11 protein-coding genes are annotated in these 16194 nt (G+C 72.8%); 2 read left to right on the top strand and 9 right to left on the bottom strand.

The features are described 5' to 3' along the window. Positions 1-15: 15 nt before the first annotated feature. On the bottom strand, positions 16-2850 hold the full coding sequence (locus tag SAVERM_RS02505) for a helix-turn-helix transcriptional regulator (protein WP_010981837.1): 2835 nt from the start codon (positions 2848-2850) through the stop codon (positions 16-18). 200 nt (positions 2851-3050) lie between these two features. Here SAVERM_RS02505 and SAVERM_RS02500 point away from each other — a divergent pair, with 200 nt between their 5' ends. Then, the gene (locus SAVERM_RS02500; RefSeq protein ID WP_010981836.1) at positions 3051-3767 is read left to right on the top strand and encodes an AfsR/SARP family transcriptional regulator; all 717 of its coding nucleotides are present in this window, start codon (positions 3051-3053) and stop codon (positions 3765-3767) included. Positions 3768-3829: 62 nt separating this feature from the next. After that, a complete protein-coding gene (locus SAVERM_RS02495; RefSeq protein WP_010981835.1) occupies positions 3830-4051 on the top strand; it encodes a hypothetical protein in 222 nt (73 codons plus the stop codon). Between the two features lie 34 nt (positions 4052-4085). On the opposite strand, the gene SAVERM_RS02490 is transcribed toward SAVERM_RS02495, so the two are convergent. The 8 genes from SAVERM_RS02490 to SAVERM_RS02455 are packed head-to-tail and all read right to left on the bottom strand — an operon-like array spanning position 4086 to position 16170. Further along, positions 4086-5978, bottom strand: a complete 1893-nt coding sequence (locus SAVERM_RS02490; protein WP_010981834.1) for an eCIS core domain-containing protein — start codon at positions 5976-5978, stop codon at positions 4086-4088. 33 nt (positions 5979-6011) lie between these two features. After that, the gene (locus SAVERM_RS02485) at positions 6012-7304 is read right to left on the bottom strand and encodes a DUF6519 domain-containing protein (protein WP_010981833.1); all 1293 of its coding nucleotides are present in this window, start codon (positions 7302-7304) and stop codon (positions 6012-6014) included. Positions 7305-7313: 9 nt separating this feature from the next. Then, complete coding sequence (locus tag SAVERM_RS02480; protein WP_010981832.1) at positions 7314-9413, bottom strand: hypothetical protein; 2100 nt, start codon at positions 9411-9413, stop codon at positions 7314-7316. Then, entirely contained in the window at positions 9410-12013 is a 2604-nt protein-coding gene (locus tag SAVERM_RS02475) for a putative baseplate assembly protein (protein ID WP_010981831.1), read from the bottom strand. Before SAVERM_RS02475 ends, SAVERM_RS02480 begins: the two co-directional genes overlap by 4 nt. 6 nt (positions 12014-12019) lie before the next feature. Next, positions 12020-14839 (bottom strand): putative baseplate assembly protein, encoded by a 2820-nt coding sequence (locus tag SAVERM_RS02470; RefSeq protein ID WP_010981830.1) that lies wholly within the window; start codon positions 14837-14839, stop codon positions 12020-12022. Then, positions 14836-15225: a GPW/gp25 family protein gene (locus SAVERM_RS02465; protein ID WP_010981829.1), complete on the bottom strand. Its 390-nt coding sequence runs from the start codon at positions 15223-15225 to the stop codon at positions 14836-14838. The genes SAVERM_RS02470 and SAVERM_RS02465 overlap by 4 nt, the downstream gene beginning before the upstream one ends. Then, positions 15222-15569, bottom strand: coding sequence for a hypothetical protein (locus tag SAVERM_RS02460; protein ID WP_010981828.1), 348 nt, complete (start codon positions 15567-15569; stop codon positions 15222-15224). Before SAVERM_RS02460 ends, SAVERM_RS02465 begins: the two co-directional genes overlap by 4 nt. A gap of 10 nt (positions 15570-15579) precedes the next feature. Then, positions 15580-16170 carry a phage baseplate assembly protein V gene (locus SAVERM_RS02455; protein ID WP_010981827.1) on the bottom strand — a complete coding sequence of 197 codons (591 nt, stop codon included), beginning with the start codon at positions 16168-16170 and terminating at the stop codon, positions 15580-15582. Positions 16171-16194 lie beyond the last annotated feature (24 nt).

Raw genomic sequence — 16194 nt, 5'->3', positions numbered from 1 at the left:
GCAGTTGATGAGGCGTTATCCAACGGCGCCGGCGTGTGCCATGCAGCGTGCCAGGTCCGAGCGCGAGCGGATGCCCAGCTTGCGGTAGACGCGGGTGAGATGGGCCTCGATCGTCTTGCGGGACAGGAACAGGGCGGCCGCGGCCTCGACGTTGCTCAGACCCTCGCCGATGGCCCGTGCCACCTGGAACTCCTGGGGCGTGAGCAGCTCCGTCAAGGACGGCTCGGTCTGGCGGACGGCGGTGCGGTGCCCGGCCGCCGCGACCTCCGCCCGGGCTCGGGCCGCCCACGGCGCCGCCCCCAACGCGGTGAACGTGCGCTGCGCGGCGAGCAGGGGTTCCTGCGCCGCCGACGGCCGCCGGAACCGTCGTAGCACCTCTCCGGCGACGAGCCGGGTGCGTGCCCGTTCGAAAGGCATCTCCCGTTTGCTGTGGGCGAGTTCGGCGGTGGCGAGCCAGTCGGCGGCCTCCTGCGCCGTCCGCGCCAGCATCACCCGGCAGCGGGCGTACGCGGCCGCGGGCCACGCCAGCGCGGTCGCCTCGGCGCGCTCGGCGAGCCAGTCCGCGACCGCGACGGCTCGCTCCCGTGCGCCGGTACGCAGAGACGCCTCCGCCAGATCCGCCACCCACGGCATGAGGCTGGGGTTGACCAGCCCCATCCCGTCGGCCATCCGGAAGGCCGCCTCCAGGTGCGTACGGCAGGTGTCCGGATCCCCGGCGGTCAGCGCGGCCGCCCCCAGCGTGCCCCGCGCGAACATGTCCAGACCGCGCAGCCGGCCGCCGCACCAGTGCTCGTACCGGGCGATCCGCTCCTCGCAGGCCGCAGTGTCGCCCCGCAGGCCATCCAGCCGGGCCAGCTGGATCAGTGCGTAGCCCGACATCGCCAGAAGCCCGAACTCCTCGGCCCAGCGCAGTGCTTCCGCAGCGTCCGCACGTGCCTGCTGCCAATGGCTCCACATCTCCACCTCGCACCGGCCCAGCAGCGCGTACGACAAGAGCGTCGGTGAACTGTCGCGCCGTGTGCACTCGATCACTGCGTCCAGCACCGGCCGGGCGGCCTCGCCGTCGTCCGTCCAGGAGAGGCCCTGCGCGATGTCCATGGCGATCTGGCGTTCCTCGGGGCCGCGGGCGATGTCCATGGCCACAGGGCTGTGGCTCTCGTCCAGGAGCGCGAGCAGGGCCGCGCGTCCTGTCGGCACGTCGCCGCCCAGGGCCTGGGCCTTGGCCCGCATCACGGCGGCGTGCCGGCGCTGGGTGTCCCGTCCGTCGTCGGCGAGTTCCTGGCAGCGTGCCGCGATGTCGGAGGCGTGCCGCAGCCGACCGTCCATCATCGCGGGCGCCACCGCGGCGCCGTACAGGAGGCAGGCCCGGGGCCGGTCCACGGGTTCCACCGCACGGGCGGCGTCGACGAGGAGCCGGTGGGCGCGGGCCGGGTCGCCGAGCCAGGTGCAGGCCTGTCCGCGCAGCAGCCCGATGTCGGCGGTGAGCCGCGGGTCACGGCTGTGCACGAGGGCCTGTTCGCACCAGCGGGCGGCGTCGCGTGCGGTGCCGCCACAGAAGGCGTCACGGGCCGCTTCGAGCAGCCGACGCGCGGCGTCAGCGGGGTCCGGGGACAGCTCGGCGGCACGGTGCCAGGCGCATGCCGCGGCCGCCAACGCATTGCGCCTACGAGCCTGTTCGGCGTCGGCGGCCAGCCGGCCGGCGACCGCCTCGTCCGGGCCGGGCGCGGCGGCGGCCAGATACCAGGTCCGCAGCTCGTCCGATGACAGCGCCGCAAGCCGCCGATACACCTGGAGCCGGCGGGCCGTGGTGCACTGGCCCAGCACCACCGGCCGCAGCACGGGATGCCGGAGCTCGCACACGCCGTCCCGGATCCGCACCAGTCCGGTCCGCTCGGCCGCGTCCAGCGCGTCCAGGTCCGTGCCGTCCGCCGCCAACGCCTTGGTCAGCAGGGCGAGGTCGGGTGTGCGGCAGGCGGCGACGTACACCAGTGCCTCCCGGGTGCGATGCGGCAGCGCGCGCAGCTGTCCCCGCCAGGCCCGCTCCACCAGCGGCCCGGGCGCCTCCCACATCTCGTCCCACTGCGTGGCTCCCGTCGCGCGCATCCGGGCGAGCATGCCCGCGTACTCGACGAGCACCAGCGGATTGCCCAGCGACAGCCGGACCAGCCGATCCGCCGCCGGATCCGTTCGGTCCAGTCCGTGCCGTCGCAGCAGCGTCCAGCAGTCGTCCTCGGCCAGCGGCCCCAGCGCCACCCGCGGCACGCTCGCCCACGGGCCGTCCTCTTCGGCCCCGGGCTGCACGGCCATCACCAGCGCCACCCGCTCCGTGGTCAGCCTGCGTGCCACGAACTGCAGGACCTGCCGTGACGAGGGATCCACCCAGTGCAGATCGTCCACGACCACCAGCAGCGGCCGCACCTCACCGGCCGCCGCTAGCACACCGAGCGCACCGGCGCACACCGCATAGGGATTGGGCCCCGCCACGTCCGCCAGCGCCAGACAGCCCTCCAGCGCCCGTCTCTGCCCCGGGGGCAGCTCGGTGAAGTACGGCCGGAGCGGAAGCAACAGGTCGGCGAGGACGGTATAGGGCAGCACCGCCTCCGACTCCACCCCGCGGGCCCGCAACACGGTCGTACGGCAGCGGCCGGCCGTGTACCCCAGCAGCATGCTCTTCCCGGTCCCCGGGTCACCGCTGAGCAGCAGGGCGCCACCCCGCTCCGTCAGGGCATCCAACAGCCCGTCGAGCAGGGCCCGTTCACACTCTCGTCCGACCGGCGGGAACTCGGTGTCCCCGGCCGGCCCCGTCCCGGCCCCCGGTACGCCGCCGGTCACGACCGTCGTCTCGTCCATGACGCCCCCGTACGCCCGCGGCCGTGGGCCGCGTCACCAGAGTGCTCCCGTCGGGGTGATCGACGTGGGCGATTGCGCATCCTTGTCCGGCTTTGGCGTTTCGTGAAAAACCTTACGAACATAGGGAGTTCCCCGATGCGCCGGAACCCTCTTGTGCAGTTGCATCGATCGGACTCGTGGGATGCGTCGGGGGAGGCGCCATGAGCACTGCCGACACGTTCGCGCCCAGACTGTGCCTACTGGGCCGCTTCACCCTGACCTACGGCCCCACCACGCTCGACGTCGGCACCGCGGCCCAACGCCTCCTCGCCTACCTCGGCATGCGCCACCACGGCACCCGCACGGTGGTCGCGGGGACACTGTGGCCGGACGTGCCGGAGGAACGGGCGCACGGGAGCTTGCGTACGGCGCTCTGGCGGCTGCACCGGGGGAGGGAGCCGCTGGTGTGCAGCGAGGGCGACACCCTCGCACTGGCCGAGTCGGTCACCGTGGACGCCCGGACCCTGATGAACTCGGCCCTGCACGTGGTCGGCACATCACCCCCGGCACCCGCACCGCCCCGGGACCTGCTCTTCGCTGGCGACCTCCTCCCCGGCTGGGACGAGGACTGGGTGCTCTTCGAACGCGAACGTCTTCGTCAGCTCCGTTTGCATGCGCTGGACTCCCTGGCCCACCGACTCTTGGCGGAGGGGCACCACGCCCTCGCTCTGGAGGCCGCATTGGAGAGCGTCAGGATCGAACCCTTGCGGGAGAGCGCCCACCGAGCTGTGGTCGCGGTACACCTGGCCGAGCACAATGTGCTGGAGGCGATTCGGCATTACCGGGCGTTCAAGGACCTTCTCCGCATCGAACTCGGTATCGCCCCTTCTCTGGGCTTCACTTCGATGCTTCCGGCCTGCGCGTTGATCCGTGACTGACGGGCGTGTGACAGGACCGTGCCAGTGTCGGCCCATGCGCATCCTCCGACGAGCGGACCGGCATGAGCGAAACACCGGAGACTCCCACCGCCGTGCTGCTGATCACTGTGTGGTTCGAGCCCGCTTCGCCCACGCTGCGCGCCCGCGTCATCCAGGCAGTCGACGTGCATACCCCAGGTGAAACCATGGTGCTGGTCGGGCGCGACGCGGTCCTGGGGGTCGTACACGAGTGGTTGGACGCCTGTGCCCACGACCGTCCGAATCCGCCGTCAGGCGCGACGTGATGCTGTCGGCCGTTCACTGCCGCCGTCCCGGGCGCTAGTCGGCGGAGGGGCGCAGCCAGGCGGACAGGCGGGTTCGTTCCTCCTGGACCGCGGCAGCGGCCTGAGCAGTCTGTGACGCGGGTGCCTGCAGATCGAGGTCGCGAAGTCGTTCCAAGGCCCGCCAACGCAAGGCGATGAGGTCCGGGCTCGGCACTGCGAATGAGTACAAGGTCGTGGTGGTGTACGTCGTGGTCGGGAAACCCAGATTGAGCGGGGCCGCTATCTGCCGTACCTCTTCATGCCGCTCACTCCGGGCCGCGGAGCCGAGTTCCACAGACGCGAGCTTGCTGCCCAAGTACACGGTCTGGTCCACGACTTCACTTTGTATGCCCGTAGCGTAGACCTGCACCGTGCGGAGTGCCGTGGAGGTGATCGCGACGACGGCGAATACCTCCCTGCCAGGAGCGTCCAGGTAGCGGTCGGTGATCTCCAAGGACATCCCGTCGAGCTCTCGTTCGACCTGTGCCTGAATGGTCTCCCGTTCCCGTTCCCAGCGCTGCTGGTCGAAGTGGTCTTGGAGCTTGGCGGACAGATATCCGGCGAGCAGCTGGAGGCCGCCCAGTATCGTTCCGCCGACGAGCCCCCGTATCCGGCCCCCTCCGAACATCCGGGGGACGGCCGCCGGCGGTGTGGCTCGTTGTCCGGCTACTTCTGAGGCCGGTGGGACGGCCGGAACAGTGGGCGGCTTCGTCGGGTCGATCCCCGGGCCGCTGATACGACCGGCCTCCACATGGCTGTTCAGATTGGTCTGGGCGTCGGCGTGAGAGCGTGGTGGGGGTATCGGTCGCAGGCCTCCCTGCGGTGTGCTCACCACACGGCGCTGCGGGTGAAACACCGTGTAGGCGTCGTGCAGACGGCTCGGCAGCGGAACGGCACGAGACCCCTGGCCGACGTGATGGTGTTCCAGAGTGTCGTTCACATAGGCGGCATGGCCCGGGAAATGCTCGATCCAGGTGGCATCGACGCGGGGAGCCTGGCCCGACGCGATGAGCTGTGCGTTGGCCAGGCTGATGGCGGAACCGTAGCTCTGCTGGAACCGGGGCCAGAAGTACTTCGAGTCTCGCAGGTAACCGAGCTCGCTGGACGAGATGCCTTTCCCGCGGCCGACCCAGGGCATGTCGACCCCCTCAGCCGGTATGTCGAGGGGCGTGGCGACTACCGGTCGCGGGGCGGCGGGAACGGCTCCGCTGGAGCCTGCCGCACCGACGGGCGACCGGAGAGGGACCTGAAGGATGCTGGGCCGCAGCGGCTCCAACGGCAGCGTCCCCTCGGACTGAGCCCGGTGTGCGCCTCCCGCGCGTCCCCGCATCGCGTCCTCGAGGGATTTCACATACTTCGCCACCGTGAAGTAGTCACTCTCGAGCATGGAGTGGTCGACCAGCCATGCCGCGGCCAGGAGCCACTCCTGTTCGAGTTGCGTGTCGGACAGGTCGGAAGGGTCGGACTCGACGGCCTGCCGGGCGACACCGATCCCGGTGCGCCCGCGTACCCGGGCGGCTCCGCCGCCCATCACGGTGTCGGCGGCCGCGACAGCCTCATGCTCGGTTTCCGTATGGGGAGAAGGGGCTGGCGGTTCCGCACAGCCGGATCGTTGCTGAACGACGTGCGCGAGTTCGTGCGCCAGAGCCCGGAGCTCGTCCGCTGAATCGGGGCTGTACCAGTCCTGGCCCAGCGCGATGTGGTCGCCCAGGGTGAGAGCCCTGGCGTTCATCCGCCGGGTCAGGGCGTGAGCCTGCGGATCGGAGTGCACACGCACCTGGCTGAAGTCATGACCGAAGGCCATCTCCATGGTCTGCCTGATCCCGGCATCAAGGGGGTGGCCTCGGCTGTGGAGAACAGCAGCCGCATCATGGCCCGTCCGGCCTCTGTCGATCAGCGCGCGAATCATCGAAGGGCCTTCCTTCAGAGGACATAGGGGCACTTACACGCCCGACGTCAACGGCACCGCGAACGACGTCCGCAGCGGACTCACCTTGCTCCCCGCCACCACCGCCAGCGGCGCCAAGTGATACCGCACCCCATGCGGCCCACTCCCACCCGGATACGGCCAGATGGCCGTGCCGAGAGTCCGGCGGGCGGCGAAGGTCCAGTGGTCGCCGCAGCGGTACTCGTGGGCCGGCTCCCGTGCCGCGGAGGGCTGGAAGTGGATTTCGATGCCGTGTTCCAGGGGGATCCAGGGGCCTTCCGTGATCGGGATCGCGCCGCCCGAGTCGGTGTCGAGGGGGGTGTGGTCCCAGCGGCGGAGGTAGGGGTGGCGGTCGGGGGAGACGGGTGGGTCGGGGGTGGTGGCGAGGATGACCGTCAGGGTGTCGGGGTCGATGTCGTCGATCCGGTGGAGCGGGGGTGCCCCGGCGGGCAGGCCGAGGTCGCGGCGGAGCGAGATCGCGTCGTCGACCACCTCGACCCAGTGGCCGGGCTCCAGAGCGGTGTGCCGGTCCCGGGCCGGTGACGTCAGCCGCATCTTGGTGCCGCCGAGAGGGCGGACGGGGTGGATCACCGAGCCGTTGTCCCGGGACCACGCGAACGTCGCGCCGTCGGCCGCCGTACCGCCGCGCCGGATCTCCACCCGGTAGAGCTGGTTCTCGCCGGTGTACGACGCGTCAGGCGACGCCGTGCAGGGATCGTCGGCCGAGCTGTCGTCGCGGGAGGTGCGGACGTCGAGGACGCCCGTGCCCCGGTCCGGTGCGTGCTCGGCGGCGATCCGGTGCACGGGGTTCTGCCGGCTCTTGAGCGGCAGTGCCCGGACCTGCCACACCACCTGGGCGCGGCTCGCCGAGTCGGGCTGGTGCAGGCCGAGCGCGGGTTCGTGGAGCGAGGGGTCCTCGACCTCGGTGACGTGGCGTTCCCAGACCTTGAGGTAGACGACGTAACTGCCCGACGGCAGTCGGTCGGCGTCGTCGAGGTCGATGTAGGCGTGCGGCTGCTCGGCGTAGGTCACCTTGGCGGGGTTCTCGACGAGGATGCCGTCCACGTAGTAGCGGCCCGCCCCGATGGAGAATCCGCCGGTGCCGATGTCGGAGATCTCGAAGCCCAGGCTGGTGGCGGGGCCGGCGTAGGGCCCGACCAGGTCGGCCATCGCCGTCCGTAGGTAGTGCAGCAGGATGGCTGTCTGTTCGTTCCGGTTGGCGTCCAGCCCCACCCGTCCCTGGAGGTCGAACACGGTCGAATAGCTACGGTCGGGCGAGAACGTGATGTTCGAGAAGTCACCGTGCACGGCGTCCCCCTAGGTGGCGGTGATGACGGCTGCCTCGACGCCGAGCGGCACGTACTCGGCGAGATGGCCGACGAGGTTGCTCAGGCTTTGGGGCTGGTACAGGTCGTGGAAGGCGCCCAGCTCGGCGCCGTCCTCGGCGCCCGTGGAGATCAACGGGTCGCAGGCGGTGTGGAGTTGGCAGTAGCCGGGGTGGCCGTAGCGGGTGCTGGTGAAGTGCGGACGGGCGGGGTCCGTGGCGCAGCGGTAGCGGGGCGGGCCAGGGTGCGAGACCGGGGCGTACGAGTAGCGCAGACAGCCCGTGTCGCGGCGGAGGGTGTGCAGGCAGCCCGTGACGATGCTGTTCTCGCCGAGGGGGAGGGCGTGGACGCGCACGTCGCCCAGGACCGTGCAGCGGCGCAGGGTCAACTCGGCGTGGGCGAAACGGTCCTCGGGGGCTGTCACGGCGGGCAGGTCGTGGGACGTGGCGTCGACGATCGAGTCCAGGATCTCGACGGTCAGCGGGTTGCCCTTCGTCTCGTCCTGGTCCACCACGATCGTGCCGACTATTGAATGCTCCACGCGTAGGCGGGCTGTGGTGCGGCGCAGTTCGACGGACGGTTCCTCGCCCCAGCGGGGGCGGCAATCGTGGTCCAACTCCCAGCCGGGGACCAACGTGCAGTGGCGGACCAGCACTTCGCCGATCTGGCCGACCACGTCAAGGCTGCGGCCGCTCACCACCAGACCGTCCAGGACCAGTTGCGGGCGGCGGGTGGCCGGCGGCGGGCAGTCGGCGACCGTGCCGGGCGGCGGCTTCTTCGCGGTGGCCCGTACGGTGAGCGCGTCGAAGCGGTTGGCCTTCTGGTTGAGCAGGCGGACGACCGGGCGTTCACCACGTGCGGCGCGTATCTCGAGCCGGTCGTCCTCGTCCAGGTCGATCCGCAGGGCCTCCGTGTAGTCGGCCGAGTCGCGGATCTCGATCAGCGCGTCATGAAGGGACGGATCCGCTGCCTTGTCCGCCCGCCACTGCCGCAGCGCGGCCGTGATCGAGCCCAAGTCGTCCTCGCCGCCCACCGCGTACAGCTTGCGTTCGCCGACCGGGGTCTGCGGGCGTCGGTACGCGCCACCGCCCATCGCGTCGGCGAAACCGTAGTGCCAGCTCACCCACACCCCGTCCTCCGGCGCCTCGTCCGCCGGGAAGGCGATCCGGCCGAGCACCGGGTCGACCACGACCTGCCCCGGCCGCGGCCGATAGCGCCAGTCGGTGAGGTCGGCGACGATGATCTGTTCCGCCGGTACCGGGTTGTCGGGGGAGTCCCGCCAGATCTCCAGGCTTCTGCCTGGGCCGTAGTACTCGGTGACGGCGGCCTCGAACTCCTCCCGCCCCAGCGGATGCGGTACGTCGCCGGGGCCCGACACCCGTGCGGGCGCCGGGCCTTGCGGTGCCGGGGCGAACAACCGGGTGTCGATACCGAGGACGTTGACGAGATAGCGGCTGTAGCGCTGGTCGATGCAGAACGCCGGCGCCCGGGTCACCGGGAAGGCCCGCAGCCGCCAGACGAACAGGGCCAGACTCGGGATGCCGTGCAGCCCACGGGTCTGCGTGCTGTTCGGCCGCCGTACGTCGACCAGGTGCGGCGCGTCGTCGAAGGGGCCGCCGAGCCGGGCGCAGGCCAGCGGGTCGCGCACGGCGAAGGTGGCGGGGCGGTCGAGCCGCACATGCCGTGCGTGCTGGGCGCGCACCAGGTGCCGGTACAGCTCGACGGCCCGGGCGGGCCAGCCGGAACTGTCCAGGGCGACCGCCTCCAGCGCCGCCGCACCGCCCTTGCGACGCCGGTTCGCCACCGCGTCCGCCACGTCCTGGCGCGGCGACAGCGCGCGGACCGCTCCGGGTGAACTGCCCGGCGGCGGGGGGCGGGTGCCGACCAGGGCGCCGATGTACGGCACCACCCAGTCCTCGCACGTCTCCACGAACCAGTTGGCGTACCAGGTGTCCAGGTCCTCCTCGATCACCCGGACCTGCTCCTCGACGATCCGCAGCAACGCCCGCAGCGGGAAGCCCTGTTCCTCGTCGCGGCCGCGGTGGACCGCGGGCAGCAGGTCGTAGAGGCGGTCGGGGGGCGGGCTGCTCATCGGGCCACCTCCAGGTTCAGTACGACGAAGCCAGGGAGGCCCGGTGCGGCGACGACGAGATCCGCGGGACGGACGACCTCCGTCGGCGGCGCTGCTCCGAACTCGACGCGGGCCGGCCGCGCCAGGACACGCTGCGCGACCCCCGTGACCTCGGCCGCGTCGGCGGGTGTCGTCCCGAGAGTCGCACCGAAACGCCGTACGTCCACGAAGACCACCCCCGGCACCCCCTGAAGCGCGGCCACGGCCTCCGCCACGTACGCGCTCCGGCCCAACTCCCGTGCGCCGAAGGCGAAGACACGCTCGAACTCCGCCCGGACGCGCGGCTCCAGCAGGACGGCGGAACGGTCGGGGGCGATGCCGATCCGGGCCTGGAGGACGAGGTTCCAACGGGTGCGGGGCGCGACGGCGGCCGGCACGCCCGGGTCGCCGTAGCGGCGGAACGCGGCCAGCAGGGAGGTGACGACGGCCGTGTCCGGGTCGAGTTCGGCGTCGTCGACACCGGCCACGGTGACGTGCACGAGTTCGCGGCCGCCGACGGTCAGCCGGGCGGCGGCCGCCCGGCCGATACCGGCCCGGGCCAGCGTGAAGTCGGCGTAGTCACGCAGGCCGACGAGGCGGTCCATGGCCAGCGTCGGCAGCGGCGCCCGGCCGCGCAGCGCGGCGTCGGTGTCGGCGTCGGTGCCGCCGCCGGTGGACAGCGGATTGACGACGGCGTCGATCCCGAGGGGCTTGGCGCGCAACTGGCTCAACTGCCCGGCCCGCAGGTTGCCCGCGCGCCCGAGGCCGACCCGGTAGCGGGCGGCGATGTTGGCCGTGCCGGTGGGCAGCCGGGACCCGCGACGGCCGTCCCCGAAGGTGACGGTGGCGGTGCCGGTGTCGTCCGCACGGAGTTCGTAGGCGTGCTCGGCGGGGGCGGCGTGGGCGATCTCGTCCGTCTCGGACCACGCCGACTCGCCGACCCTGACGGTGAGTTCGGCCTGTCCTCCGTCGGCAGCGGGGGCCGCCACGTGGGTGAGCGGATGCGCGGCCAGGGTAAAGGTCTGGCCCGGCCGGGACGCGTCGCCGCTGCCGAGCGCCGGCTCCTCCCTGGTCTCGCCGTGGGTGGCGCGTACGGCGTTGCCCCACACGGTGACCGTGTCGCGGCGGTAGGTGTGGCGCAGCCCGGCGGCCAGTTCGAGGACGGTGTACGGGGTCGCCCCCGGCCGGTTGGGGTCGGTGACCGTGTGGGTGGCCAGGACGTGGGCGACCTCGCCGGCGGGCGCGCCGCCGTCGACGGGGGCGCCGCTGATGAGGACGGTGCGGGACGGGGGCGGGGCGGTGATCACCCGGTCCAGGTCGACGGCGGATCCCGTGAGCCCGTCGGTGAAGGGGCCGTCGGCGAGGGTGAGGGGCTCGGCCTGGGCGTGGACGGTGAGGCCCCTGTGCAGGCTCAGCAACGGGGTGCCGTCAGCCGGGTTGTCGTACCACGTCGTCGGCAGGTCGAGGACGGTGACCTTGCCCGTGATGCCGTAGTGCGCGAGGCCGCGGCTGCGGACGTCGGTGGCCTGGAACGGCGTCCCCCAGCCGTCAGCCGACTCGATGACGATCCAGCTGCCCCGCAGGATCCGCGGATGGTCCCCGTCCAGCCAGAGCCGGCGCCTTTCCTCCTCGGGTTTCGTCCCCACTGTGTAGAGGGCGGGGTCCAACGGCCATTCCTCGAACTCCGGGACCGCCGCGGCGGTGGCTCCCACCTCGCCGGTGGACTTCAGTTTCTGCGGCGCGGCGGTACCGAACGGCGCCGCCCTGACCCGCAGCACGTCGAGCCGTACGAACGCGGCCCTCCCCGTCCTCCCGACGGTCTCCCGGCACGCCTTCTCGAACTTGTCGGAGATCCGCACCAGAGCGACGGCTGTCGTGCCCGCCAGGGCGTCGGCGTGAACGGACTCCACGATCCGCAACGTGGGCAGCTTGCCGTCGTCGAAGTGGAACAGCAGCCGGTCGTTCGGGGCGACCCCCGCGCTCACCCCGTCCACGTACACGACCCGCAGTCCCAGCGCGCACTCGCGTGTCATCGGCATCGGCCGCCGAGTCCGCACCCGAAGCGCGCCCCACGAAGGCCGCGCCACCAGATCCTCCGCCGTCTCGAACACCACGGGCTGTGCCCCCGGATCCGGCACGCTCTGCACCTGCGACCCGGCGGGGACCGTGACCTCCACGTCGGCCGGGTCCGGATCCAGGGTGTAGGCGAGCCACCCGTCCGCCGCCAGGCCCGGCCGCGGCCGGTACCCGACCAGGCGGCCCAGCTCCACCAGCGACCGGCGTTCGGTGGCGGTCCCGAGGTAGCCCTCGTCGGCGATGCGCTCCTGATAGAAGGTCAGGACGTCACCGACGCAGGCCCACGCGTCCAGCAGGGCCAGCGCGGGGTCGGCGGGGTCCCGGGTGCTGAGCTCGGCCAGTTCGGGGTGCGCGGAGCCGGACAGGGCCCTGGTCATCGACGCGAGGAACGTGGCGTGGGTGCCGGCCCGGGCGCGCAACCGCGCGGCGCCGGGCGGGTTGTCCGTCGGCAGCGGGGTCCCGGCCCCGGTCGTGCAGCAGCAACTGCCCTCACCCGTGGCGCACATGGGCGTTCACCGTCCTCCCGCCAGATCGATCCACAACACCCCGGCGCCGGGGCCCGAGGGATCCGCGCCGCCCGCCGGGATCTCCAGCGGCCCGAAGGCCAGCACCCCGTCGTCCGGCACGAGCGGCAGAGGCGCCTCGGCGCGGCCCAGCCGCTCCACCGCGGCCGCCACCACGCCCGGCACCGCCATCGCCTCGGCGACCAGCCGGCCCGGGTACAGGTCGCTGTCGAAGGTCAGCCGGTCGGGGTGGAACAGGCCCCCGACTCCGTTGCCGAGCCGGGCGCGTACCGCCCGCTCCACGGCGGCCCGGCGCGCGTCCGGCGCGAGGCACAGCTGCAGCCGTACCTCCACGGCGACCGTGCGCGGCGCGTCCACCCGCAGGTCGTGCCCGATCCGCCGACCACGTTCGAGACGGTCGCGCACGGCGTCCAGCAGCGCCGCCGGGGGATCGACACGGCCCAGCGCGTCGACCGCCACGTCCGCCTCGTACCAACTCCCGTTCCACGCAAGGTCGGTGGCCGCCCGCTGCACCCCGGCCGGCTCGCCCGCCAGCGCGCTGTAGTCGTCGGCGGTGACCGCCCGCTCCAGCCGGTGCCGGTACTGCGTAGGGCCGAACAGCCGTGCGTCGGCGACAGGTTCGGGCGCCGTACCACCCGTGGCGGGCAGCGGATTGCGTACGGCGGTGACGCGTGCGTCGGTCGGCGCGCTCACCACCACATGCACCACCGTGCCCGAACCGGCGATGCCCGCAGGCCCGTTGCCGACGCGCACGGCGGCCAGGAACTCCTGCCCGCCGGTCACCGCCCGCCCCAACTGCCCGTCGCCGAACCGCAGTCGGGCCGTGCCGTCGTCCTCGGCCTCGACCACGACGTGCGGGTCGTCGCTGTCGCTGTCGAGCAGGTCGGCCCGCACCTCCCAGTGCTCGCCCGCCGACGTCAACGTCAACTGGGGGAGCGCGGCCCGCGGATCCTGGACGAGCGCGGCCGATGCCGGCCCCGCGACGCGTGGGTCGCCCGGGTCGAGCCCGGCGGCCAGGACGGGGCCCCAGCCCGCGGCCACTTCGGCGGCGGTGTCGGTGTCGAGGGGGACGCCGGCGCGGGCGCGTGCGGCGAGCCGGGTCAGGCGTGCGGTGCGTCGGGCCAGCAGGGCGGCCGATCGGGCGCGCAGCAGGGTGAGCGCCGCCCTCCGCTGCGCGGCGTCGCGCGCCGTCTCCAGCCCGGCGTCGGCCACCGCCCGCGCACCCCACAGGGTGCGGGCCAGGGCGAGGTCGGCATCCGTTGGCGGAGCGCTCGCCCGCCGGTACATGTCCGCGACGGCCTCCGCCGCCCGCGCGGGGATCCCCTCCAGCGCCCGCACCTGCGCGGCCGCCGTGCGCGCCGGGTCGGGGTGGGGCGAGCGCCGGGTGAGCGGACCGGTGTCCAGGCGGGGCAGCCATCGCAGGGGCGCCTCGGTCCGCGGCCGAGGTCGGCCCAGGTCATCGCAGGACGCCGGGCCCGTGGCCGTGGTGGGCGCGGTGAGACGGAGGGGAGGCGTGCCGCTGCTGCCCTGGTCGACCAGCACGATGTTGCCGCGGGCCACACTGACGTCCTCGAACAGACAGCACCGCTCGCCGCCCACGGTGGCCAGGCACAGCGGGAAGGCCAACGCGTCCTCCTCGGCCCAGACCACGCGCAGCAGCCGCTGCCCGCGCACCGGGTCCGTGATCTCCTCCACGTCCGTCAGCCGCACCGCCTGCCGGTGGCGCGGGTCGGCGTCGCCGGGAACGCCGGTGACCGGGCCGCGTACCTCCTCCAGGACCAGGACGTCGCCGGGCGCCAGCTCCAGCTCGCGCTCCTTGCCGGTGCCCGGGTCGACCAGGGTCGCGGACGTCGTCCCGGCGGGCAGGCGGCACTCCTCGCCGTCCCACGTCCACAGCCGGATCTCGTTGTGCGCCGGGCGCAGCACCAGATCGGCGGCGACCACGGGCTCATACCGCTCGAAGTATGTGGTGGCGCCGCGCAGTTGGGCCTCGGAGACGAGCGGGCGGACGCCGGGCAGCGCGGTGGCGAACCAGTACGTCCCGGCGCGCAGCACCGCGGGCTCCTCGGCCGCCAGATGCACCCAGGTACGGGCGTTGCAGCCCTCGTGCAGACGGTGGTCGACCAGCCGCAGATGGCGTCGGACCGAGGTGCGCAGGCGCGCGGTGTGCAGGTACGCCTCGGTCGCGACCGCGTCCTGCCGGTAGGAGAGCTGGTCGCCGACGTAGGCGAGGAGCTCGACGAGGGTGATGCCGAGGTCCGGGACCTCCCGGTCGGCCCAGGCGGGCGAGACGAGGGAGAGCCGGTCGAGGATCAGGCGGCGGAAGCTCGCGTAGTCCTTGACCAGGTAGTCCAGGGCGGGCACGGGCGTGGCCGGTACCGGGGAGTCGGCCACAGCAGCACAGTCGGCCTCCTCGGCGCAGTCGGCGGTGAAGGTGAACTCCGCGCCGCTGTGCCGCGGATCGAAGCCGGGGAACGGGGCGCCGGGCCGGTCTGGATCGACCAGGCGGAGCGTGTACGGGGAGCGGTCGCCGAGACGGTCCACGGTGACGAGCAGCGTGGCCCGCCGGGTCGGCGGCGGCGAGCCCTCCACCCGTACGGACACGGCGCGCACCGCGCGTCCCGGCCCCTCGATCCGGACGCACTCGGCACCGGGCACTGGATCGGGCGCCGCGCCGAGGAGCAGCACACGCAGGGTGCGGCCGGGCGCGTCGACATCCACGGCGACGACCGCGCCGAGCCCGCTCTCCCGGGTCCGGTCCGCCCGCTCACCCGGCAGACAAGGGCGCGTATCGGGTACGCCGGTCATGGTCCCGTCCCCCGTTCCACCACGGCCGTGCCCGGCTCGCCCGTCGCGAGCAGCACATAGCCGACGGTGATCCGCAGCTCCGCCTCCTCGGCCTCCACCTCGACCCGCTCGACCTGGATCACATCGGTCAACCAGCGCTGCAGCGAGGCCTGGAGGGAGTACTCCACCGCACCGGCCAGCTCCTGGCCGCCCGGCGCGAACACCAACTGCAGCACCCCGGAACCGAAGTCCGGCCGGTTCACGCGCTCGCCCGGCACGGTGAATAGCAACTGCTCGATCAGGTCACGGACATGGCCCTCGTCGCTCGTGCCGGCCGACCGGCCACGCGCGTCGACGTGGAAGGGGAAGTCCAGATGCGTCCTCGCGTAGTCCGGGTGCGCGCTCACGCGGCCACCACCCGCTGCTGGACGGTCGACACCACGGGTGGCCCCTGCGACACCTGGGCGGCGGACAGCCCCAGCCCCGTGCCCGGTCCGGCGGGCTGTACCACGAGGGGGCGGCCCTGCACGAAGACGCGGGTCGAGGCGGCCAGGGAGAAGTCGACCTTCACACAGGGCGTCGGCGGCGTCGACGAGGACAGGACACAGGAAGGAGCGACCACGTTCACGTCGGCCGTCGTCACCACCGGCGCGCCCCCGGCCAGCACCTGCTGCTGACCGGGTGTCAGGGTGAGTTGGCCCTGGTGGGCGCAGGTCAGCGCGGCGGCGGTGGTGAGGGCGAATCCCGGCATGGCGGACTCCTCACGCCGTCTTCACGACGAGCGCGCCGTTGTTGATGTCGACCAGGCCGTTCAGGCTGATGTTGGCCGCCGTGATGGTCACGCCCGCGCTGTCCACGGTGATCGACGCGGACGGCGACTGCAGCAGTACCCCGCCGCCCTTCATCGGCGTGACGGGCGAGTCGCTGACGGCGATCTTGCTCTTGCCCGAGGTCTCCACGAGGAAGACCGGGGAGCCGGGGACGAGCGTGCCGGCCGTGGCCGGGGTCTCGGCGCGGCCGCCCCAGAAGAAGCCCGTCCAGATCGGGTGGTCGGGGTTACCGCCCTCGAACTCCACCCACACCCCGGCCTGTTGGGGCGGCCTCACGAACATCCCGGACTGCAGCCCGCCGAGTGGCACGCACGGCATCGCCCAGCTGGTCGGGAACAGCCCGAACACGTCCGGCACGCTCACCAGCAGTCGGCCCGTGCCCAGCGGATCGACGTTGTTGACCACCGAGCCCCGGTACTTGCCGTAGAAGCGCCGCGCGCCCGGCGGCTCGGCGTCCTCGCGCTGCGCGGGGCTGAAGAAGCCCGGCGACTCCACGTAGCCGATGTCGTCCATGTTCGTCATGACGTCTGGTCTCCTCGCGCGGTG

Source organism: Streptomyces avermitilis MA-4680 = NBRC 14893 (assembly GCF_000009765.2).
GTDB classification, from domain to species: Bacteria; Actinomycetota; Actinomycetes; order Streptomycetales; family Streptomycetaceae; genus Streptomyces; species Streptomyces avermitilis.
The sequence above is the reverse complement of the archived record's forward strand: the minus strand, read 5'-3'. Positions and strand labels throughout refer to the sequence as shown.

Excerpts from the sequence above, each read along its gene's own strand:
- SAVERM_RS02455 (WP_010981827.1), bottom strand. The coding sequence starts at position 16,170 with ATGACGAACATGGACGACATCGGCTACGTGGAGTCGCCGGGCTTCTTC.
- SAVERM_RS02495 (WP_010981835.1), top strand. The coding sequence starts at position 3,830 with ATGAGCGAAACACCGGAGACTCCCACCGCCGTGCTGCTGATCACTGTG.
- SAVERM_RS02490 (WP_010981834.1), bottom strand. The coding sequence starts at position 5,978 with ATGATTCGCGCGCTGATCGACAGAGGCCGGACGGGCCATGATGCGGCT.
- SAVERM_RS02505 (WP_010981837.1), bottom strand. The coding sequence starts at position 2,850 with ATGGACGAGACGACGGTCGTGACCGGCGGCGTACCGGGGGCCGGGACG.
- SAVERM_RS02470 (WP_010981830.1), bottom strand. The coding sequence starts at position 14,839 with ATGACCGGCGTACCCGATACGCGCCCTTGTCTGCCGGGTGAGCGGGCG.
- SAVERM_RS02460 (WP_010981828.1), bottom strand. The coding sequence starts at position 15,569 with ATGCCGGGATTCGCCCTCACCACCGCCGCCGCGCTGACCTGCGCCCAC.
- SAVERM_RS02475 (WP_010981831.1), bottom strand. The coding sequence starts at position 12,013 with ATGTGCGCCACGGGTGAGGGCAGTTGCTGCTGCACGACCGGGGCCGGG.
- SAVERM_RS02500 (WP_010981836.1), top strand. The coding sequence starts at position 3,051 with ATGAGCACTGCCGACACGTTCGCGCCCAGACTGTGCCTACTGGGCCGC.
- SAVERM_RS02480 (WP_010981832.1), bottom strand. The coding sequence starts at position 9,413 with ATGAGCAGCCCGCCCCCCGACCGCCTCTACGACCTGCTGCCCGCGGTC.